The organism is Amycolatopsis sp. TNS106 (genome assembly GCF_019330265.1).
GTDB classification, from domain to species: domain Bacteria; phylum Actinomycetota; class Actinomycetes; order Mycobacteriales; family Pseudonocardiaceae; genus Amycolatopsis; species Amycolatopsis lurida.
The window spans coordinates 927,560-948,861 of record NZ_CP024972.1 but is presented as its reverse complement, the minus strand read 5'-3'; the positions used below and the strand labels follow the sequence as shown (position 1 = coordinate 948,861).

16 protein-coding genes and 2 tRNA genes are annotated in these 21,302 nt (G+C 69.3%); 8 read left to right on the top strand and 10 right to left on the bottom strand.

Features of this window, described 5'->3' with window-relative positions; translation table 11 throughout:
* The first annotated feature begins 83 nt into the window (after window positions 1-83).
* Window positions 84-689 (top strand): TetR/AcrR family transcriptional regulator, encoded by a 606-nt coding sequence (locus CVV72_RS04405; RefSeq protein ID WP_219151150.1) that lies wholly within the window; start codon window positions 84-86, stop codon window positions 687-689.
* Window positions 690-849: 160 nt separating this feature from the next.
* On the opposite strand, the gene CVV72_RS04400 is transcribed toward CVV72_RS04405, so the two are convergent.
* The 7 genes from CVV72_RS04400 to CVV72_RS04370 all read right to left on the bottom strand — a co-directional run bounded on the left by CVV72_RS04400 (window position 850) and on the right by CVV72_RS04370 (window position 10,078).
* A tRNA-Val gene (locus CVV72_RS04400) sits at window positions 850-921 on the bottom strand.
* Window positions 922-956: 35 nt separating this feature from the next.
* Window positions 957-1,031: transfer RNA gene (locus CVV72_RS04395), tRNA-Val, on the bottom strand.
* A gap of 79 nt (window positions 1,032-1,110) precedes the next feature.
* Entirely contained in the window at window positions 1,111-2,955 is a 1,845-nt protein-coding gene (locus CVV72_RS04390; protein WP_219151149.1) for a serine/threonine-protein kinase, read from the bottom strand.
* A gap of 9 nt (window positions 2,956-2,964) precedes the next feature.
* Window positions 2,965-4,848, bottom strand: a complete 1,884-nt coding sequence (locus tag CVV72_RS04385) for a serine/threonine-protein kinase (protein ID WP_219151148.1) — start codon at window positions 4,846-4,848, stop codon at window positions 2,965-2,967.
* 50 nt (window positions 4,849-4,898) lie between these two features.
* A complete protein-coding gene (locus CVV72_RS04380) occupies window positions 4,899-7,127 on the bottom strand; it encodes a cation-translocating P-type ATPase (protein ID WP_219151147.1) in 2,229 nt (742 codons plus the stop codon).
* 532 nt (window positions 7,128-7,659) lie between these two features.
* Entirely contained in the window at window positions 7,660-8,775 is a 1,116-nt protein-coding gene (locus CVV72_RS04375) for a DUF6801 domain-containing protein (RefSeq protein ID WP_219151146.1), read from the bottom strand.
* Window positions 8,776-8,848: 73 nt separating this feature from the next.
* The gene (locus CVV72_RS04370) at window positions 8,849-10,078 is read right to left on the bottom strand and encodes a DUF6801 domain-containing protein (RefSeq protein ID WP_219151145.1); all 1,230 of its coding nucleotides are present in this window, start codon (window positions 10,076-10,078) and stop codon (window positions 8,849-8,851) included.
* A 488-nt stretch (window positions 10,079-10,566) separates the two neighbouring features.
* Between CVV72_RS04370 and CVV72_RS04365 the strand changes: the two genes are divergently transcribed.
* The 3 genes from CVV72_RS04365 to CVV72_RS04355 all read left to right on the top strand — a co-directional run bounded on the left by CVV72_RS04365 (window position 10,567) and on the right by CVV72_RS04355 (window position 13,050).
* Complete coding sequence (locus CVV72_RS04365; protein ID WP_219151144.1) at window positions 10,567-11,139, top strand: hypothetical protein; 573 nt, start codon at window positions 10,567-10,569, stop codon at window positions 11,137-11,139.
* Window positions 11,140-11,294: 155 nt separating this feature from the next.
* Window positions 11,295-12,509 carry a lipase family protein gene (locus CVV72_RS04360; protein WP_219151143.1) on the top strand — a complete coding sequence of 405 codons (1,215 nt, stop codon included), beginning with the start codon at window positions 11,295-11,297 and terminating at the stop codon, window positions 12,507-12,509.
* Between the two features lie 7 nt (window positions 12,510-12,516).
* Window positions 12,517-13,050, top strand: coding sequence for a GtrA family protein (locus CVV72_RS04355; RefSeq protein WP_255632509.1), 534 nt, complete (start codon window positions 12,517-12,519; stop codon window positions 13,048-13,050).
* On the opposite strand, the gene CVV72_RS04350 is transcribed toward CVV72_RS04355, so the two are convergent.
* A complete protein-coding gene (locus CVV72_RS04350) occupies window positions 12,990-14,186 on the bottom strand; it encodes a helix-turn-helix domain-containing protein (protein WP_219151142.1) in 1,197 nt (398 codons plus the stop codon). The two genes, CVV72_RS04355 and CVV72_RS04350, sit on opposite strands and share 61 nt — an antisense overlap.
* Before the next feature lie 314 nt (window positions 14,187-14,500).
* On the opposite strand from CVV72_RS04350, the gene CVV72_RS04345 reads away from it, so the two are divergent.
* From CVV72_RS04345 to CVV72_RS04330, 4 genes are all read left to right on the top strand, one after another.
* Complete coding sequence (locus CVV72_RS04345; RefSeq protein WP_219151141.1) at window positions 14,501-15,721, top strand: helix-turn-helix domain-containing protein; 1,221 nt, start codon at window positions 14,501-14,503, stop codon at window positions 15,719-15,721.
* A 338-nt stretch (window positions 15,722-16,059) separates the two neighbouring features.
* On the top strand, window positions 16,060-17,049 hold the full coding sequence (locus CVV72_RS04340; RefSeq protein ID WP_219151140.1) for an alpha/beta fold hydrolase: 990 nt from the start codon (window positions 16,060-16,062) through the stop codon (window positions 17,047-17,049).
* Window positions 17,050-17,387: 338 nt separating this feature from the next.
* Window positions 17,388-18,578, top strand: coding sequence for a helix-turn-helix domain-containing protein (locus tag CVV72_RS04335; protein WP_034315108.1), 1,191 nt, complete (start codon window positions 17,388-17,390; stop codon window positions 18,576-18,578).
* 36 nt (window positions 18,579-18,614) lie between these two features.
* Window positions 18,615-19,859 carry a CdaR family transcriptional regulator gene (locus CVV72_RS04330; protein ID WP_219151139.1) on the top strand — a complete coding sequence of 415 codons (1,245 nt, stop codon included), beginning with the start codon at window positions 18,615-18,617 and terminating at the stop codon, window positions 19,857-19,859.
* 305 nt (window positions 19,860-20,164) lie between these two features.
* Here CVV72_RS04330 and CVV72_RS04325 read toward each other — a convergent pair whose 3' ends face one another.
* Together CVV72_RS04325 and CVV72_RS04320 are read right to left on the bottom strand one after the other, a co-directional pair.
* Complete coding sequence (locus CVV72_RS04325) at window positions 20,165-20,782, bottom strand: hypothetical protein (RefSeq protein WP_219151138.1); 618 nt, start codon at window positions 20,780-20,782, stop codon at window positions 20,165-20,167.
* An 11-nt stretch (window positions 20,783-20,793) separates the two neighbouring features.
* Window positions 20,794-21,297, bottom strand: a complete 504-nt coding sequence (locus tag CVV72_RS04320; protein ID WP_219151137.1) for a hypothetical protein — start codon at window positions 21,295-21,297, stop codon at window positions 20,794-20,796.
* Between the last annotated feature and the right edge of the window lie 5 nt (window positions 21,298-21,302).

The window sequence follows — 21,302 nt, the reverse complement described above, 5'->3', positions numbered from 1 at the left end:
CACCTTGTTCGTGAACAATACCGACCGTCGGTTTGTTTCTTCGAAGTTAGCCAACCGACGGTCGGTATGTCAAGATTCCGATCATGGCCCGCACGAAGCAGCAGCAACGCGAAGAGACGATGGAGGCGTTGACCGCCACCGCCCGGCGGCTGTTCGCCGAGCACGGCTACGGCAAGGTCGGGCTGGAGACCATCGCGCAGACCGCGGGTGTGAGCAAAGGCGCGCTCTACCACCACTTCAGCAGCAAGGCGGAGCTGTTCCGGCACGTGCTCGGCGTCGTGCAGCACGACGTCGGCGAGCAGATCGCGCGGGCCGCGGACGCCGCGCCGGATTCGTGGGCCGGGCTGCTCGCCGGCTGCCGCGCGTTCCTCACCGCGGCGACCGATCCGGACACCCAGCAGATCATGCTGCTCGACGGTCCTTCCGTGGTCGGCTGGCAGGACTGGCGCGAGCTGGACGAGGAGTCGTCCGCCCGCCACCTCGCCGAAGCCCTGACCGAACTGATGACCGGAGGCGTCCTGGCTGAGCGGCCCGTCGAACCGTTGGTACGCCTGCTTTCCGGCGCGATGAACGAGGCCGCCGTCTGGCTCGCCCACTCCCCCGACCCGAAGGCCGACCTCGCCGCGACCATGGACACGCTGACGCCGATGATCGAGGCACTGCGGCTTCCGGCCTCGTTGCCCGCTTGAGGAAGGGGTTGCGGATCCCGTCGCGCACTCCAGGCCCATTGCGCGTGAAGGCCCCCTTCCCTCGGCTGAGCCGAGGGAAGGGGGCCTTCACGCGCAGCTGTCCAACCACTCACGAGACGCAAAAAGGCCCCACCCTCGCCGGGTGGGGCCTTCACTGCGGTGGGCGATACTGGGATCGAACCAGTGACCTCTTCGGTGTGAACGAAGCGCTCTCCCCCTGAGCTAATCGCCCGCGGTACGAACTTCGGCTCACCGGGGAAGTGAACCTGGTGCGCGATACTGGGATTGAACCAGTGACCTCTTCCGTGTCAGGGAAGCGCTCTCCCGCTGAGCTAAACGCGCGTGGTGTTTCGTTCGTACTGACGATAGCTTAGCGGACCCCGTTTCCGGGCCGTCACAGGGGTTCCCCTATCCGCGAAGCTCAAGGTTTCGGCAGCCGCGAGGCGATCGAGCCCGCGATCTCCTTCGCCCGGCCGCACGGGCTTCCGCTGCCCTCGCGCCCCAGCAGCCGGACGGCGACGTGTTCGGCTTCACGGTCCGGCAGCGGGCGATGCTGCCAGGTGACGGCGCAGTTCGAGTCACCGAACTCGCGCATGTCGCCGGTGACACCGCTGCCGAGGTCGACCGGCGAACCCTCCGGCGCGTAGGAACCTCGCTGCAATTCGACGGTCAGCGTGTCCCCGCCGCCCAGCCACTCGCAGATCCGCAACGTCCGCGGGGCGGACTGAGCGTTGGGCATGGTCTTGTCGAGCACCGCCGGATCGGCGATCGTGCACGGGTCGAGCGGGAGGAGGCTCGCCGGTTCACCCGCGCGGTCGACCTCGTGCGTGCGCAGCCGGGTGAGCGCGGCGGTCAGCATGTCGTCGGCGGCCTTGCAGGGGTCGCCTTCCCGGCCCGGATGGGAGACGACGACGCCGAGCCGCCGGTCCGCCGGCAACTGGGCGACCGAGTCGCATCCGCCGCTGATCGTGCTGCGCAGCAACGGAAGTCCTTCGGCCGTGCGGTCGGTCCGTTCGAGACTGCTGGTGGACACGCCTTCGCCAAGCCGCAACTCGAAGCTGACGCCCTTGAGACCGGTGTACTTGCAGCGAGCCGGGTAGATCGGGCCCGTCTCCGGTTTCAGGGTGCCGAACTCCGGCACGAACCGGCCCGCGAGCACCTTGCACGGATCCACCAGGCGCAGGCGCTCCGCGCCGAGCGCCTCGCTCGCCGACAGCGAGGTCGTCCCAGGGCTCTCAGGTTTGGCGTGCTCGGCGATGGTGAGGCCGAGCGCGACCATCCCCGAAACGACGAGCAGGACGACCGCGGCGAGCGAGCCGAACAGGATCTTCTTCGTGCGTGGCGCCATCTTCTTCGGAGGCGGGCGCCAGATCGGCAGCGGCAGGGCCAGCACCGAGCGGACTTCCGCGTCCTGGTGCCGGATCCGGGCGTGCACGGCGGGCGGCCACGGCGCCGCGCCCGGCGGCACGGGACCGAGGAAGTCCAGGATCTGTTCCGGAGTCGGCCGTCGCGCGGGATCCTTGGCCAGACAGGGCTCGGCGATCCGCCGGATCTCGTCCGGAACCGCGCTGAAATCCGCCGCGGCGTGCACGACGTTATACAGGGTCTGCGGCGCGGTCGGGCCGGTGAAGGGGCCGCGGCCGGTCGCGGCCATGACCAGGATCGCGCCGAGGGAGAACACGTCGCTCGCCCCGGTGATCTGCCCGCTGCCCGCCTGTTCCGGGGACATGAACGCGGGCGACCCGATGATCGCGCCGGTCCCGGTGAGATCCTGCGCGTCCTCGGCCACCTGCGCGATGCCGAAGTCGATCACCCTGGGGCCGTCACTCGTCAGGATGATGTTGCTGGGCTTCAGATCCCGGTGGATCAGCCCGGCACGATGGATCTCGGTCAGCGCCGCGGCGAGCCCGGACGCCAGCAGCCGCACCGACTCGACGGGCAGCGGCCCGGCACCGTCCACGGCCTCCTTCAAGGACGGTCCGGTGACGAAGACCGAAGCGAGCCACGGGGTTTCCGCTTCCGCGTCGGCGTCCATGACGGCGGCCGTGTAGGCGCCGGAGACCAGCCGCGACGTGGCGACCTCGCGCCGGAACCGTTCACGGAAGCGTGGATCGTGCGCGAACTGGGCGTGCAGCTGTTTGACGGCGACGAGCCTGCCGTCCGGAGCGAGGCCGAGCACGACGCGGCCCATCCCGCCTTCACCGAGTTCGGCGATGATCCGGTACGGGCCGATCTGCCGGGGTTCGCCGGGGTTCAACGGTTTCACTGGTCAGCCCTAGGGTTTCGGAAGTTTCGGCAGCAGCGCCCCGGCGAAACCCTTCGCCTTTTCGCAGGCTTCGTCGGCGGTCATCTTCGTACCACTGGTCCCGACCGTCAGCTCGACGTTCTCCCCGTCGCGGTCGCTGACGGACCGGTGCTGCCAGGTCAGCGAGCAGGTGGAGCGCGCGATGCCGTCGTCCACCTTGGCCAGGTACACCTTGGCACCGCCGAGATCCAGGGTGGCGGTCGCCGTGTAGTACGAGTCCTTCGATTGCGCGGGCGGGTACGCGCGCACGAAGCTCAGGCGGACGTTGCCCGCCGCGTCGTACCGGCATTGGTGCAGGTGTTCGCGGATCGTTTCGACGACCGGGCCGATCAGCCGGTCCGTGGTCGCGGGGCCGAGCAGCGCGCACGGGTCCAGCGGAGCCAGTGTGCCCGGCGGGAGCTCCCGTTCCTGGCCTCCGGCGCGGATCCGCTTGACCGCGTCGGCGAGCGCGGCCTTCACCACGGAACACGCTTCATCCTTTGTGGACATCGAGTTGACGTCGACGCTGAGTTTGGTGTTCGGCAGACCGGTGACCGGGACGGCGACCGCGCACGCGTCGTCGGAGCCCTTGATACGCAGCGGAAGCCCTTCAAGCTCGCCGCCTGCTTCGCCTTCGATCAGGTCGCCGCCGACGGCCAGCTCCAGCCATTTGCCGTCGGGCGAGGAATACGTGCACGAGTCGAACTGGATGTCGATCTCCGTGCTCAGCTTGCCGAACCCGGGCACGTCCCGGCCCGCGAGCACCTTGCACAGGTCGACCCGGCGCAGGTTGTCCGGGCCGAGCGGATCCCGGTTGACCGGGGTGGCGACCGGTTCGTCCGGCTGCGGTGACGAACTCGGCGCGATGGCGGCCGGAGGCGAGTCGTCCCCGGACAGCGAGATCGCCGCGACGGTGCCGCCGGCCAGCAGCACGACGGCGGCCGCGGCCAGTCCCGCGTACCGGCCGCGGCGGGATCGTTTCGGCGGCGGTGGGTTCAGCAGCCGCCGGACCTCGGCCTGCTGCGTCTCGATGAGATGCGACACCGCCGGCGGCCACGGGCTGGTCACCGGCGGGATCGGGCCGAGCCGCTCCAGCACCCAGGCGGGTGACGGCCGGTCCGCCGGGTTCTTCGCCAGGCACGGCTCGACGATCTGCCGCAGTTCCGGCGCCAGTTGCCGTAGGTCGGGCTGGAGGTGCACGACGTTGTACAAGGTGTGCGGAGTGGACGTTCCGGTGAAGGGGCCGCGTCCGGTCGCGGCCATCACCAGCAGCGCACCGAACGAGAACATGTCGCTCGCCGGGGTCAGCGGCTTCCCTTCGGCCTGTTCCGGGGACATGAACCCGGGCGAACCGATGACCGCGCCGGTGTGCGTGAGTTCGGAGTCGCCTTCGACGGCGCGCGCGATCCCGAAGTCGATCACCCGGGGGCCGTCACCGGTGAGGATGACGTTGCTGGGTTTCAGGTCGCGGTGGATCAGTCCGGCACGGTGGATGTCGCCCAGCGCCAGCGCGAGCCCGGCGGCGAGATGACGGACGGCCATCGGCGGCAGCGGACCGCCGGCGGAGACCGCGTCCGACAGCGCCGGTCCGGGCACGAACACCGACGCCAGCCACGGGGTCGGCGCGTTCGGGTCGGCGTCCATGACCGGCGCGGTGTACGCGCCGGACACCAGACGGGAGGTTTCGACCTCCCGGCGGAACCGCTCGCGGAAGCCGGGGTCGTGCGCGAAACCCGGGTGGACCTGCTTGATCGCGACCAGGCGCCCGTCGGCGGAGATCCCGAGCAGCACCCGCCCCATCCCGCCCTCACCGAGCGCGGCGAACACCCGGTAGCGCCCCACGCCGGTGGGTTCGCCGGTGTTCAACGGCTTCACGAAGGCCCCCCTTGTCCCGAGGGGCGATGGTACAAAACCACCCGCAAGTGTCACGCGGCGCGTCGGTCCGCCCGGCCGAAGTCCTTGAGCCGGAGGCTGTTGGACACGACGAGCACCGAGGACAGCGACATCGCCGCCCCGGCGATCAGCGGGTTCAGCAGGCCGAGCGCGGCCAGCGGGATCGCGGCGACGTTGTACCCGAACGCCCAGGCCAGGTTGCCCCGGATGATCCGCAGGGTGCGGTCGGCGAGCCGGATGGCGTCGGGGACCACGCGCAGGTCTTCGCGGACCAAGACCATGTCGGCCGAGCGCACCGCGATGTCACTGCCCTGTGCCATCGCCATGCCGAGATCCGCGGTGGCCAGTGCCGGGCCGTCGTTGATCCCGTCGCCGACCATCGCGACCCGCGCTCCCCCGGCCCGTAGTTCGTCGATGACCGCGGCCTTCTCCGCGGGCAGCACGCCGGCACGCACTTCGGAGACGCCGATCTCGTCCGCGACCACGCGGGCGGCGGCTTCGTTGTCACCGGTCAGGAGCACGGTCCGCAGGCCGAGCGCGTGCAGGGCGTCGACGGCGGCTCGTGCCGACGGCTTCACGACGTCCCGGATGGCCAGCTGCCCGGCGACCCGGCCGTCCACCGCGACGAGGATCGCCGTGGCGCCGTCCTCCGCCGTGAAGTCGCCGGGGACGGCGATCCCGCGTCCGGCGAACAAACGCGCGTTGCCGACAAGGACCTCGTGCCCCTCGACCTCGCCCTTCGCGCCGAGTCCTGGCAGAGCGCCGAACTTTTCGACCGAGGGCAGATCCGGCAGTTCCGCCCTCGCCGCGGCCACCACGGCCGCCGCGATCGCGTGCTCCGAACCGGCTTCCACGGCACCGGCGAACCGCAGCAACTCGCCGAGGGTGAACCCGTCGGCGGGACGGCACGCGGTGACGGTCATCTTCCCGGTGGTGACGGTGCCGGTCTTGTCGAGTACGACGGTGTCCACCGTGCGGCTCGCCTCGAGCGCGTCCGGCCCCTTGATGAGGATGCCGAGCTGAGCGCCGCGGCCGACCCCGGCCATCAGCGCGGTCGGCGTCGCCAGCCCGAGCGCGCACGGGCAGGCGATGATGAGGACGGCGACGGCCGCCGCGAAACCCTCACGGGCGGGTGCCCCGCCGAGCAGCCAGGCCGCGAGCGTCAGCACGGCCACGCCGAGCACGGCGGGAACGAACACCGCGCAGATCCGGTCGACCAGCCGTTGCACCGCGGCCTTGCGGGCCTGCGCGCGTTCGGCCAGCGCGGTCATCTGGGCCAGCTGGGTATGCGCGCCGACCGCGGTCGCGCGGACGACGAGCCTGCCGTCCCGGTTCACCGAAGCGCCGACGACCCGGTCTCCGGTGGCGGCTTCCGCGGGTACCGGCTCACCGGTCACCGCACTCACATCCACAGTGGACAGTCCGCTGTGGACGACACCGTCGGCCGCGATCGACTCCCCCGGCTTGACCACGAACAGGTCTCCGACGGCCAATTCGCCGACCGGGACCATGCGCTCGGCGCCGTCCCTCAGCACCCGGACGTCCTTCGCCGCCAAGGCGTCCAGCGCGGCCAGTAGCCCGGCGGCGCTGCGCCTGGACCGGCTCTCGAAGTACCTGCCTGCCAGCAGGAAGGTGGTCACGCCGGCGGCGACGTCGAGGTAGATCGCGTCGGCACCGGCCGCCGTCGGGCCGAAGCCGATCCAATACCCGGGCTCCGTGCCGCCCGCGAAGGCGGACCACGCAGACCACGCGAACGACGAGAGCACGCCCAGTGACACCAAAGTGTCCATACTGGACGAACGATGGCGAAGGTTCCGCAGCGTGGCACGGTGGAACGGCAGCGCGGACCAGAACACCACGGGGATGGCCAACGCGAGGCACAGCAGTTCCCAGCTGGGGAACCGCAGCCGCGGCACCAGCGCGAGGGTGATCGAGAGGTTGCCCAGCGGGATCGCCAGCAACGCGGCGACCACCAGCCGTCGACGGAGATCCCGGACGCGGGCGAAGCCGAGGTCCGGATCCTCTTCGCCACGGAGCTCCGCCGTGTAGCCGGATTTGCGGACCCGCTCGATGAGGACGTCGTCATCCAGCGCTTCGGGCACCTGCACGGTGGCGCGCTCGGTCGCGTAGTTCACCGACGCGCGGACCCCGTCCAGTTTGTTCAGCGTGCGTTCCACCCGCGCCGAACAAGCGGCGCAGGTCATCCCCGACACGGTCAGTTCCACCGTGCGGACGGCGGCCTCCGGCGCGGAAATCGTCATTTCGTGGCACTCCCGGGATTCACCAGCGGTTCCTCGGTGGCGGAACAGGTGGCCGGGTCGTGTCGCGAGGGAGATTACCGCCGCCGGGAACCGGAGCCGCCATCGGCCCGACTACTGCGGTGGTGGTGGAAACAGGTGCCGGGGAGCCGGTCGTGAGTGCTCGGGTGCCGGTGCACCGGCGACGGTTTCGCGTGCCTGGATGGACGACACATGTGTCGGGATGGACGACACGCGTGATTGAAGGGACGACACGCGTGATCGGACGGACGACTCGCGGCCGAACCTTGGCCACGCGTGTGTCGTCCGTCCAGTCACGCGTGTCGTCCGTCGGATCACGCGAAACCTCTGTACGCGAGGCCTCTCCGGCAGGCCGATGTCCGTTTTACGCTTATATGCGCGGTTTGGCGGGGGGGGTCGTGCAACGCCCGAGCAGGGCACGATCACCCCAGAGGCGCCCCTGGTGGACAGTCAAGAAGCGTCAGACCACTGTGACGGATCCCTTCAGGGGATAGACGACTTTGCCGGTGCGTGATCAGCGCGGCGTCAGCGCGAGTTCGAAGGTGTTGCCGTCTCCCTGGACCAAAGTGCTCACGTAAGAGGTGAAGGCGCCGCAGCCGGTCAGCGGCGCCAGCGAATAGGTGCCGCTGAGCGAGCCGCCCTTCGCCATGGTGAAACCGTCGCCGGTACGCAGTTCCGCCGTCGACGGGGCCGACGTCCGGCAGCCCGGCCCGGTGCTGACCGGCATGCCGACGAGCGTCACCAGCGGGAGGACGGTGGTGAACCGGGATCTCGCGACGAAACCGGTCCCGGTGAGGTCGCCGCCTTGCGGCCCGTCGGCGGCGAACTGCAGATCGGCCGAGCCCGGAAGGAAGCCGAACAGCCGGAAGTCGGCGTGTGCCTTCTCGAACACCGGGCCGCCGCTGAACACCGTCGCCGCGGTCGGGCTCAGCTCGAAGGTGCCGGTCAGCGGCGCGTCGGCACCGAGTGCCTTGACCCCGGTCTTCCCGGCGATCGCGAACCGGTGTCCCGCGGGCTTCTCGCCGAGTTCGAAGGCGAGCAGGACCGGGTCCTGGCCGGGGTCGAGCGTGCAGTCCGAGGTGAAGGAACCGAGCCCGGTGAAGGAGCCATCGGCCTTCTTCGGCGTGAGACGGGTGGTGAAGTCGCCGACGGTCAGCGTCGTCTTGCCCGGTTTCGCCAGCGTGATGGTGGGCACGGGGCCGGTCGCCACCGGGCTGAACGTGCCGGACGGCGGAATGTCGGTCTTGGCGACGGTGAGCGGAAGGCGGACCGGAAGCGGGTTCGCGTCGCCGTTGACCAGGGTCACGCCGGCCGCCGCGGTGCCCTCGATGGTGGTGGCGCCGACGAGGTTGAGCCCGCGCGCCGCCTTGTCCGGCACGGTCACGGTGATGGTCAGCCCGGACGTGGTGAGCGTGCCACCGGGCGCCGCCGGGACCTCGAAGTCGGCCTTGATGTTCACGTCGAGCTTCTGCAGCCCGATCAGCGGGAACGGGCAGGTGAACGACAGTTTCTTGTCGACGGGCGTACCGGCCGCCGCGCCGCGGACGGCGACGAACAGCAGGCAGCCCGCCGTGAGCAGGACGGTGAGGCCCGCCGCGAGCAGCATCCGGACGTTGATGCGAAGGGGCATGGTCGCCTTCCTGGACGGCACGGAAACGGCACCGGTCCCCGTCACGGAACGCGACGGGGACCGGCTGCCTGACTTACTTCTTGGTGAGGTTCAGATCGAGCGTGTTGCCGTCGCTCTTGGCGAACGCGCTGACCCAGTCGTTCAGCTGACCGCAGTTCTGCAGGGCGGACAGCGAGTAGGTGCCGGTGAGCTTCCCGCCCTTGAGCAGGTCGAAGTCCGGACCGGTGGTCATCTCGCTGGTGGACGGGCTGACCGTGCCGCACTTCGGGTCGTTGCTGATGGGAATCCCGAAGATCTGCACGCTCGGCAGGAACACGTTGAACTTGATGTGCGCCTTGAACCCGGTGCCGACGAGCTCACCGGTCTGCTTGCCGACCTGCTCGACCTTGATCTCGGAACGGCCGTCGATGAACCCGAACAGCTTGAACTGGGTGGACGACGGGTCGAGCTTCAGGTCACCGGTGAACGTCTTCGACGCGAGGTCCACGTTCGCGTCGAAGCCACCGTTGATCGCCGCGGTGCTGCCGAGCGACTTCAGCGCGGTCTGCCCCTTGATGCCGAACGCGTACTTGATCCCGCCGCCACCGGGGGTGGTGGTAGTGGGCGGGGTCGTCGGCGTGGTCGGCGTCGTGGGGGTGGTGGTGGGCGTGGTCGGGGTGGTGGGCGTGGTCGTGCCGCCACCGCCGTCACCGATCTTGATCGTGGCCAGGGTGTTGTTCTGACCGGGATCCTGCGTGCACGGCGCGTCGATCGTGCCGTCCGGCGTGATGCCGGTGACCGAACCGTCGGCCTTGCGCGGGGTGACCTTCAGCCGCAGGTCGCCCACGGTGATCTTCGCCTCGCCGGGCTGGTTGAAGGTCAGCGAAGGCGTCTTGCCCGCCGCGTTGACCGTCATCTCGCCCGAGGTGGGGATGTTCTGCTTGGCGATGTCGTTCGGGACGTTGACCGGGAGGTTGAGCCCCGGTGCCGCCACGGTCGCCGCGGCGACGGCCTGTCCTTCCAGCGTGGTCGCACCGATCAGGTTGAGCCCGCTGACCGTGTCCGCGTTGATCGTGGAAACGGCCTTGATGTCGAACGTGCCGGTCGGCTGACCGGTCTTGACCGACAGCGGAAGATCGGTGTTGATCACCACCTTCAGCGACTGCGACCCCACGAGCGGCAGGTCGCAGTGGTAGTTGAGCGGGAGCGAGATCGGATCGGCGACACTGGACTGCGCCCCGACCACGAGTACCGCGGCGGCAAGCCCCACGGCACCGGCAGCGGCGGCGGCGACCGCCTTCTTGGTTCCTCTACGGTGACTCACGATCGTCCTTCCGTGGTATCAACGATGATACGAAACGGCGTACAATTCCCCAGAGCAATGAATATCGGCCCGAGAGAATTCTCCGGGTAGCGACGATGTCTGACGGATCGCAACCAAACAGTAAACTAACGACGCGTCCACACCGCTATCAAGTGCTTCGCCGGAAAAGTTCACCGGTCGCGGGTAAATTGTCACGCAGGCACGGTACGACCGGATGGTTCCTAGAAGCGACACATGGGTTTCCCCAGTTCAGAGCCAGGCGAGACCACCCACGGAACCGCTGACGAGAGTGACAATCACACCACTGGAAACTATCTCACGCGTGCCAATCACCCTTTTCGAGCCCGCTGCCTCCTTGCTTGCCGGAATCTTTCGTGAGTAACCTCGCGGTTCAGCAAGCCGGTCACCGCCGACCATCGCGGAATCCCGCTCGTCGCGGGCGGGGCAGGCCCTCTTTCGCCGAATTCGACGGGGAAACCATGAAAAGAATGCGCCGCACGGCAGCGCGAATCGCGATCGCCGCCGTCTCCACGACCGCCGCGGCGGTCCTGTTGAGCGCCTGCGGGTCCGACGAACCCGCCGACGCCGGCAGGCACGCCGACCCGGCCGCGCTCGCTTGGGTGGACAAAGTGTGCTCCGGCGTCGCGACGGGTTCGGCGAAGCTGGCCAAGCCGCCCGCGTTCGACCCCGCCGACCCGCAGGGAACCAAGACCGCCATGGTGGGTTTCCTGAACTCGCTTTCCGCCGCGCTCGACGACATGGCTGGCGGGATCCGGAACGCCGGTGTGCCACCGGTTCCGGATGGACAGTCCGCTGTGGACAAGGCCACCACCACGCTCGGCGAGACCAAGTCGAAGGTGTCCGCCACCCTGACGCGGATGCAGGACGCGAAGGTCACCGACCAGGCCAGCCTGCAGAAGGTGGTCGCCGACGCCGACAGCACGATGAGCGGGTTGAGCGAGCCGGAAGGTCCCATCAAGCATCTGCGCGCCAACCCCGAGCTGGAGCTCGCCTTCGCCGAGTCCACGACCTGCCGCCAGGTCTACGGCGGCAGCGCCTGAGTACCGTGCCCGGCGCGGAAGCGGTGTCGCGAAAGCCACTTTCACAACCATCAAGGTTGCGAAAGTGGCTTTCGCAACGCGTCGACGCCCGGGGCCGGCCCGCTCGCGAACAACCCGAATCCGACATTCAGTCCATCCGCCCTGGAGGCCCGGCCGTGCCGACCCCGTTCCCCCGCCCATCCCGCCGGACGCTCGCCGTCGCACTCGCGATCGTCCTGTCCGCCGGTCTCCTGACCGTGCTGAGCGGGAGCCCGGCGAGTTCCGCCGCCCCTGCGGTGTCCGACGACTCGTTCTACACCCCGCCGTCCCCGCTCCCGGCGGGCAAACCGGGTGACATCATCCGCTCGCGTGTCTCGAAAGCCGGTCCGCGTAAGGATTCCGTCAACGCGTGGCAGGTCATGTACCTGTCGACCGACGCCCTCGGACGGCCGGACGCGGTGACCGGGACCGTGCTGGTGCCGAAGAACGTGGACCCGGCGAAGGCGCCGATCGTCTCGTTCGGCGCCGGTACGCACGGCCCGGCGTTCCACTGCACGCCGTCGAAGATGATCGACATCGGCGCCTTCTACGAGCAGTCCGGCCTCGACGACGCGCTCGACGCCGGATTCGCCGTCGCGCTCACCGACTACGAGGGCTATCGCCAGGATCCGAAGACGACGTACGTGGTCGGGCGCTCCGAAGGACCGGCGATGATCGACGCGGTCCGCGCCGCGCAGCGTCTGCCGGAGGCGAACCTTTCCACCGACGCCAAGGTGCTCTTCCGCGGATACTCGCAGGGTGGCGGGGCGGCGGCCTGGGCGGGCGAACTGCAACCCGCGTACGCGCCGGAGCTGAACCTCGTCGGTGTCGCCGCCGGCGGTGTACCCGCGGACCTCGTCCAGGTCACCTTGCAACTCGACGGGAAGTTCGGTTTCGGCGTCTTCGCCTACGCCTTGATCGGCCTCGACCACGCCTATCCCGAACTGAAACTGGACTCGTTCCTCAGCGACAACGGCCGTGTGAAGCTGGCAGAGATGCAGAAGAGCGCGTGCACGTTCGAGCTGCTCACCACCTACGCGAACCAGAAGATCGCCGATTACACGACCAGCGCCGGGTACGTGCGGCCGGAATGGGTGAAGCGGCTCAACGAGAACAAGCTCGGCGGCACTCCGCCGAAGGTCCCGGTGTTCCTCTACCACGCCACCCAGGACCAGCTCGTGCAGTTCGCCCAGGCCGAGGCGCTGCGCAAGGCCTACTGCACCGCCGGCGTCAAGACGACCTGGAAGGCTTTTGACACCGACCACATCACGGCGGTCTACACCGGCAACGCCGACGTGCTCGCCTTCCTCAAGGACCGGGTCGCGGGCGCCCCGGCGACGTCGAACTGCTGAGCGGGCGGTGCTCGGAACCGCTCCGAAATCCTTTGTGGACGACGGTGCGCGAGCCGGGAAGCGGCGTGAGCTGCTCCGGTTCGCCACCGTCGGCCTCGCCGCGTTCGGGCTCACGCTCGTGGTCGGCTACGGGCTGAAACTCACCGTCCTGCGAGAGAAACCGGTCACGGCGCTCGCGATCGCGACCGTCGTGGCGACCGCCTTCGCCTATCTGCTGTCCCGGAGCTGGGCGTTCCGCACCCGCGGCGGCAGACGCGGCTTCCCGGAAGCGATGCTGTTCCTCGTCGTGAACGCGATCGCCGTGACGATCACCCTGTGCCCGCCGCTGATCTCACGCTACGTCCTGCGGCTCGAGGTGCCCGAAGTCAGCTTCCTCGTCCAAGAGATCGCCGACTTCGTCAGCGGGATGCTGCTGGGCACCGCGGCGGGTTCGGCGTTCCGCTGGTGGGGCTACCGCCGCTGGGTGTTCCCGGTGGCGCGTCAGACGTCGGCGGGGCGCAGCCGTTCGGCGCGCAGCGCCAGTTCGATCCGCAGCCGCTGATCCGGATCCTCCAGCCGTTCGCCGAACAGCTCCGTGAGCCGCCGCAACCGCGCCCGCACCGTCTGCGGATGCACGGCGAGCCTGCGGGCGATCTCGGGTGCGCTCCCCCGCGTCTGCACCTGCGTGAGCAGGGTCGCCGCCAGTTCGTCGTGCTGGCGCGGTGCCAGCCCCGACAACGGTTCGAGCGCCTCTCCGGCCAGCCGGTCGAGCAGGAACTCGTCGGCGAGCAACAGCAGTGTGGTGATGTGCTCCTCGCACCACAGCACCGGGCCGACCGTCGTGATCATGCCCCGCTGGGTGAGTTCTGCCGCGCGCCGCGCGATCCGGAACGATTCGGCGGCCTGCGCGACAGGGACGGGCACCCCGACCGTCGCCGACCAGCCGGACGGCAGGTCCCGCAGCCCGCTGAGGTCGGCCTCCGGACAGGCCACGAGCGCGCCGGGCGCGTCGGAGACCAGATCCACCGGAACCCCCGAGGGCAGCAGGCCCGGCGGGAACGAGGGCGCACCGGGCGCCGCGGTGAAGACGACCGCGGTGATCCGTTCCGGGATCCGCCAGCCGATGGCGACGGCGAGCGCGCCGGCGTCGGCCTGGCTGTACCCGGAGCCACCGGTCAGCAGCCGGAACAGCCTGGCCCGCTGCTCCGCGGGCCCCGTCGCCTCGGCTTGGGCGGCGTTGTACCCGTCCGTCAGCGCCATCGTCACTTCGACGACGTCACCGAACAGGCATTCCGCCGCGCCGTAGAGGACGTCGCCAGGCAGCTGGAGCTGGCGGCCGACAGCGGCGATCGAACGCCACAGCACCCGGCTCGAAACCCGGAACGCCGCCTGTGCGGCTTCCCGGCTGAGTCCTTGCTGGAACGCGATCCGCCCCTGCGCGCGGAAATCCGCCAGGAGATCGTTCTGCAGAAGTTCGGGGACACCGACCCGGTCGATGGCGCGTTCGATACCGCGCCTGGTCAGCTCGACGGCCGCGGCACGGGCCTCGCCGTCGCTGAACACTTCGGCGCATTCGCTCACCTCGGACACCACGCCTTCGACACAGTGCCGGGCGATCGCCGGGATCCGCGGACGGATGGCGTCACCGAGTTCCCTCGGCAGGCGTTCCCACAACACGCCAACGGGCTGCCAGCTCACGTGTGCGATCCCCCGCTGTGAAGTAGGCCGACGATTACGGGCACCCATTCCCTTTCGTCCGCGCGCCACCGGCGCACTCGAATGCACGGAGCGTAGAACCGTTGCCACATCCGTGTCAAAAGACGTCACACCGAAACGCCCGCTCGTTGTCACGCGGCTGAGCGTCGCGACTTTCCGTCGCAAATTCCACGTCACATTCGGGGTACACGTCGTCCGCCGATCCAGTACAAACGGCCCGCACCGTTCCCGTCGATCCGACGTGGTTATGCAAACGGATTCATGTTTCCCTTCCCTGCTTCGAGGAAAATCAAAGGGTGATCTTGGTGGTCCAGTACCGCGGTTTCGGCATGCTGGCGACGCTGCCGCGTTCGCTCGGCGAAGAACTGCGTCCGTATACCGGTCACGCCGCGGCCGCCATGGTCAAGCAGGTGCAGCATTCGGTCACCGCGTACTCGCGACCGTTGCGCGGTGTCTTCGGCCGTGTCCTGGTCGTCTCCTGCGAACGGGCGGTGCGGCACTACGTCGAGTGCATCGGCGATCCGGACGTGCCCCACGACCGCTGGATCGACTTCTACCGCATGCGCGGGCGGATCGAATTCACCGAGGGCCGCAGCCTGGAACCGTTGCACGACAGCGTGACCATCGGCGCACGGGCGGCATGGCGGGCGATGCGGCCCATCGTGCGCGGGCTCGGTGTCGGCCTCGACGTCATCGCGCTCGCGGCCGAATCCGTCTTCGTCTACGTCGACGAACTGTGCGCCACGACGATCGAGGGGTACCAGGAGGCGGAAGCCAGGGCGGCGGGCGCGATCCCGCTCCGGCGACGGCGTCTGCTCGAACTGATCTCTCAGGCGCCGGAAGGGTCCGCGTGCAGCATCGCCAGCCTCGCCGACGGCGCCGGCTGGCGGGTTCCCGGGGCCGCGGCCATGGTGGCGCTGCAGCGCGCTCCCGGCGCTCCCGCCTTCCCCGGCCACCTCCTGGACACCACCGTGCTGGCCGATCTCGACACGGCCGAGCCGTACCTGCTCACGGCGGATCCGGACACCGATCTCGCCCCGCTGAAGGACGCGCTGGACGGCTGGCGGGTGGCGGTCTCCCCCGTCGTGCCGCTCGCCGACGCCCCGGCCGCCCTCCGCACCGCCCGCCGTGCGCTACTGCTGAACAGCGAGGAGGCACCCGGCCCGATCATCTGGTGCCGGGATCACCTCGCCACGCTGTGGCTGCTCGCCGAGGACTTCCTCGGCGCCGAGCTCGCCAAGCAGAGCCTCGACCCGTTCACCTCGCTCAGCGGAAAACAGCAGGAGCGGCTCAGCGAAACCCTGCTGGCATGGCTGGAAACGCGTGGCGGGGCGCCGGAGATCGCGCAGCGGCTCGGCGTGCATCCGCAGACCGTGCGGAACCGCCTCCGTCAACTGGAGGATCTGTTCGGCGACCGCCTCAAAGACGCCGACGACCGGCTGAACATGCAACTCGCGCTCCGCGCGCGGCAGCTCATGCGCGCCCACCGCCGCGCCGAAGGGACGCCAGGGAGCTGACCCGCCGGACCCGGCGTTCCGGTGGCCGGACGGTGGGAAGCACCCAGCGGAGGCCGCGGCGGGCACGCTTCGCCCTCGGCTGATCGACGTGGAAGTCCGCCCGGCAGGCCATCGCGTTCTCCGTCGTTACGGGTGTTTACCGACGCTTTCCTGAATACCGGGACAGCGGGAGAAAGTCGATGCGCAATTGCCCCGCACGCACGGTTTTGGCATCCGGCTCGGGGTCTGTCCCGGCATTCTTGTCACCCGGGTCGCAATTGCCGGACGTGTTCGGCGACACGCTGACACACCCGGCGTTCTACACGTTATTTTGACGCCTGACAACGGAAAGGCTGGACATGGCCCTCGAAGCGCGCACACTGACCCTGCACGGGCGGGAAATCCGGCTACGGGAATACGTTCCGTCCACAAAGGACGCCACGAGCGAGCCGCTCGTGCTGCTGCACGGGATCTCCGGCAGCAGTGAGACCTGGGTCCCGTTGCTCGACCACTTCGAGCGAACCGGGTTCGGGCGTCACGTCCTCGCTCCCGACCTGCCGGGCCACGGCGATTCGGCCGCACCTCGGGCCGATTACGGTCTCGGCGCGATGGCCAGCGTGGTCCGCGACGTCCTCGCGCTCACCCGGAACCGGCACGCGACCATCGTCGGGCATTCCCTCGGCGGCGGGATCGCCATGCAGTTCGCCTACCAGTTCCCCGAGATGTGCGCCCGGCTGGTGCTCGTGGGCAGCGGCGGGCTCGGCCCACAGGTGACCCCGGTACTGCGCGCGACGGCGCTGCCCGGGGCCAACGCGGCACTCACCCTCGCGGTCAACCCGGCGACCGTCGCGATCGCCCGCGGAATCGCCGCCGCCTGCCGCTCGTTCGGCGGAAAGCTCTCTCCCGAGACCCGGGAGCTGATCCGTCACTTCGCGTCACTGGCCGACCCGGGCAGGCGACGGGCGTTCCTGTTCATCGCGCGCAGCCTGATCGACCTCAGGGGCCAGCGCGCGAGCGCGATCGACAAGCTCTATCTCGCCCGGGAGGTGCCCACCCTCGTCGTCTGGGGCGCGCACGACCCGCTCATCCCGGTCGCCCACGGCCGCAAGACCGCCGAAGTGCTGCCGGACAGCCGATTGACGGTGTTCGAAAATGCGAAACACTTTCCACATGTGGCCGACCCGGCCCGGTTCGGTGACGAGCTCGAACGCTTCCTCACCGGGACCGCGCCGGCCCGGTTGACCCTGGACGAGGTCGTCGAGGTGCTCATCCGCGCCAGCGAGGCGGCGGAAGCGCCCGGAAACGTCCCGGAAAAATTGTCATCCGGACGCCATCTCAGGCCTGCCTAAATGTCACCCACCATCGGATCGGACCACCCGTTCGGGTGTAGTCCATCCAGGTGGCCGATCAAGCTCCCGCCAGCCGTTGACAGTGCACCCGGGCGATTTTATGTTGCGTGAGCCACAAAATCTGGATCGGCTTCACCGTTGAAGAGGCTGATTTTGTTGCCAGCAAGGATAAAAACATGACCGACTTGGATACCGGATTCTCGCGGCACGATCTGCGGTCCGCACGGCCCGAACCCGGCGTGCGTCCCCCCGCCACCCCGCTCCGCCAGCCACCGGGTCCGGTCCAGCGACCGCGCGCCTTCACGCCGGCACCGAGAACCCCAGTGGAGAACCGACCTGTGCGCAGCACCGGTGCGAATGGACTGTGGGCTTCACTGCCCAGAGACCTTGGCGAGCGGTTCCGGCCGCGGGCCGACCCCTTGGCACGAGCCATCCTGCAGGAGGTGCAACGAGCCGTTCCCGAGTACGCGCAGCCGTTGGAAGGCGCGTTCGGACAGATCATCACGCAGGGTATCCGGCAGGCGATCCTGCACTGCCTCGATACCGTCGGTCAGGGGACAGCGCCGCTCGACAAGTGGTCGGCGGTGTTCCGCAACCTCGGGAAGGTCGAATTCAACGAGGGCCGCAGCCTCGACTGCCTGCAGACGGCCTACCGGGTCGGCGGCCGCGTCGCGTGGCGGCACGTTTCGGAGTTCGGGCAGGCGATCGGAGCGGACGCCGATCTCCTGTGCACCGCGGCCGAAGCGATTTTCGCTTACGTGGACGAGATTTCCGCACTGTCCATCGAGGGCTACACGGCCGCGCAGGAGCGGGCCGCGGGCACCAGAGCCAGACGCAGGCGCAGGCTGCTCGAACTGATGCTCTCCGATCCCCCGTCCTCACCGCAGTCCATCGCGTCCCACGCCGCCAACGCGCAGTGGGCGCTGCCCACCGAGATCACGGTCGTCGCACTGGAGCGACGGCTCGGCCCGCTGGACCCCGACAGCGCCGACCTGGACGCCGACGTCCTCGTCGACTTCGAAGGTCCCAAACCCTGCCTGGTCACCGGCGACCCGGACAAGCACCTGAAGGATCTCGCGGAACGGCTACCCGGCTGGCGCGCGGTGATCGGCCCGGCCGTGCGGCTCACCGAAGCGCCGCGCTCCCTGCTGTGGGCCCGCCGCACACTGCGGCTGATCCAGCGAGGGGTTCTTCCGGACAATCCGGTCACGCGGTACAGCGATCACCTGTCCACCCTGTGGCTGCTCGCGGACGAGTTCCTGGTCCGTGAACTGTGCACGCGCAGCCTCGCCCCGTTCGACGACCTCACCCCCAAACAGCGGGCGCGGCTCGGCGAGACGTTGCTGATCTGGCTGCAGTCCCGGGGCAGCGCTCCGGAGATCGCGAAGAAACTCAAGGTCCACCCCCAGACCGTCCGGTACCGCATGCACCAGCTCATCGATCTCTTCGGCGACCGGTTGAACAACGCCGACGACCGGCTCGACATGGAGATCGCCCTGCGCGCGGAGGCCTTGCTCGCGGAGGACTGACAGATCAGCGTTTCCCACTCACAACGAGGTGACGAGGTGACCCGACCGCAGGACGCCCGCAGCGGGGTCGAGGCGACGTACGGTCCGCTGCTCACGCCTGCCCGGCCGGGTGGGCCGAGCGGGCGCCCGGTGCAGCTCTGGGCGTTGCTGCCGAGAGAACTGGCGACGGTGTTCAGACCGGTGCTGGCCGACGTGGCCGGGGAGGTGGTCCGTGAGATCCAGCGGACCATCCCCGACTACGCGCGACCACTGGACGGCGCGTTCGGGAAGGCGCTCAAGACCGGCGTCCAGATGGCGTTCCTGCAGTTCGTGGAGCGGATCGGGAACCCGGATGCGCCGTCGGAGGACCGCCGGAGTGTGTTCCTGAGCCTGGGCGTCCAGGAGTTCCAGCAGGGCCGCAACGTCGACGTCCTCCAGGCGGCGTATCGCGTCGGCGCCAGGGTGACCTGGCGCCGGGTGGCCGAAGCGGGCCGTCGCGCGGGAGTTCCTTCGGCGACGCTGTGCCTGCTCGCGGAAGCCATCTTCGCCTACATCGACGAGTTGTCGGCGCTCTCGGTCGAGGGTCATGCGGAGGCACGGGAAAAGGCCGCCGGCGCTCTGGAGCGCCGGCGGCACCGTTTGATGGAACTCCTGCTCGCCGAGCCGCCGTCACCGCCCGACGTCGTCAAACACGCCGCCGACCTGGCCCGCTGGCAACTACCGGACCTGCTTGTCGCCGTCGCCCTCGACCGGCCGTCGGACGAAGCACCGACAGCCGCGCCGAGGGCGCTGGCCGACTTCGAGAGCGCCTCCCCCTGTCTCCTGCTCCCGGCCCCCGAACCGGACGAACGGGACCGATTCGCCGAGGAACTGACCGGCTGGCGGGCCGCGATCGGGCCCGCCGTCCCACCCGTTTTCGCGGCACGTTCGTTGCGCGCCGCGCGCGAGGCCCTGCGGCTCGTCGACTCCGGCGCGCTCGCCGACGAGCCCGTGACGTGGTGCGTCGACCATCTTTCGCGTCTGTGGCTGCTCAAGGAACCGTTTCTGGCGACCGAGCTCGTCCGGAAACGCCTCGGGCCGCTGGCCGGGTTGACCGGGAAGCAGCATTCGCGGCTGGCGGGGACGCTACTGGCGTGGCTGGAGACCTGCGGGAACGTCCGCGAGGTGGCGGAACGGCTGGCGGTGCACCCGCAGACCGTGCGGTCTCGCGCCCAGGAACTGGAGGCGTTGTTCTCGGACGGGCTGCGGGATCCTGAGCGGCGGTTCGAGATGATCCTGGCCCTGCGGGCCGCCCCTACTTGAGGTCCGTGGAAGCGCGGGGTGTTCCCAATGTCGCATTTGAGACGCTGAGCGTCTCAAATGCGACATTGGGAACCTTCCGAGATCCCGTGCACGGCACGCGTGAAGTCCCCCGGAGCCTTCCGGAGCGCGGGCGGTGTCGCGAAAGCCACTTTCGGGACACCAGACGTCGCGAAAGTGGCTTTCGCGACGCGATCGCGTCCCGCTCGGTCTCCCTCGCGGGGCCTTAGTGACATTGAGTGAGGGATGTGTGGAAATAGGGACACTCAACGTCCCTGTTTCCACACACCCCGCGCAGAACGAACCGGTCAGGCCGCCGCCAGTGCGGTCACCCGCCACTTCCCCTCGGCCCGTTCCGCACTGACGCTCAGCTGAGCCGCACCGGTACTGCGTTGCCCGTCCCCGCGCACACCGGTCTGGTCCAGGAACACCAGCAGCGACGCCCGGTCCCCGTCGAGGACCTTCACCCCCGAGACCACCGCGGTCGAGGTCACGACCAGTTTCTGCTCCGCCGCGAGCCCACGGACTTGCGCGAACAGTTGGTCGTACTGCCCCAGCGCCGGCCCGGTGAGGACTTCTTTCGCGGCTTGCTCGCTCTTGGCGGGATCGTCGTAGCGGTACGAGAAGACCGTGCCGAGTGCTTTGCCGATCTGGTCGCTCACCTCAGCGGTGGTGGCGACGTCGGTCAGCGCCGTGTTGTGCGCCAGCACAGCCGTGGCGTCCTTGGCCTCGATGGCGAACCACCCCGCGAGGCCCGCCATCACGAGTGCGACCGCGCCGAACACCATCGCGCCCCGCCGCCGCACGGGAGCGACGACGACCGGGGTCTCCTCGGCGGGCGCTTCGAGAACCTTTGTGCCACCGCCCATCTTCCCGGCGACCTTCACCGCGCGCCGCGCCGGTTTGACGGCTCGTTTCGTGGTCATCCCGTCCTCCGTCAGGGCTTTCCGGTGTCGGTCACCGGCACCTGGCCGAGCGACGTGACTCGCCACCCGTCCGGTGTCCGGTTCAGGCCGGCGCGGAACCGGTTGTGCTTGGTCACCGCTTCCCCGCCTTCGGGCCGCACCTCGAGTTCGACCGAAGCGATCACCTCGGCCGTTCCGCCGCCACTGTCCACTTCGGTCACCGCGGCGTCGACGACCCGGCCGGTGGTGACGGTCTTCGCCTGGCCGATCCGGCCGAGCCCGCCTTCGCGGTCGCGCGCCAGTTCGTCGTGCAACGCGCCGCCGGACAGGTTCAGCCAGTTCTGGTAGCCCTGCTCAGCCTGCCGATAGTCCAAAGTGGTCAGAGCGGCGACAGCCTGTCTGCCCACTTGCAACGCCTCCTCGCGGACCGTCGCCCGAGCGACGCCGTCGTCGTGGCTCGCGTCCCACCACGAGTAGCCGAACCAAGCCGCCAAAGCCGTGGCGGCCGCGGCGAGGAACGCGGCGATTCGAGTCATGGCCT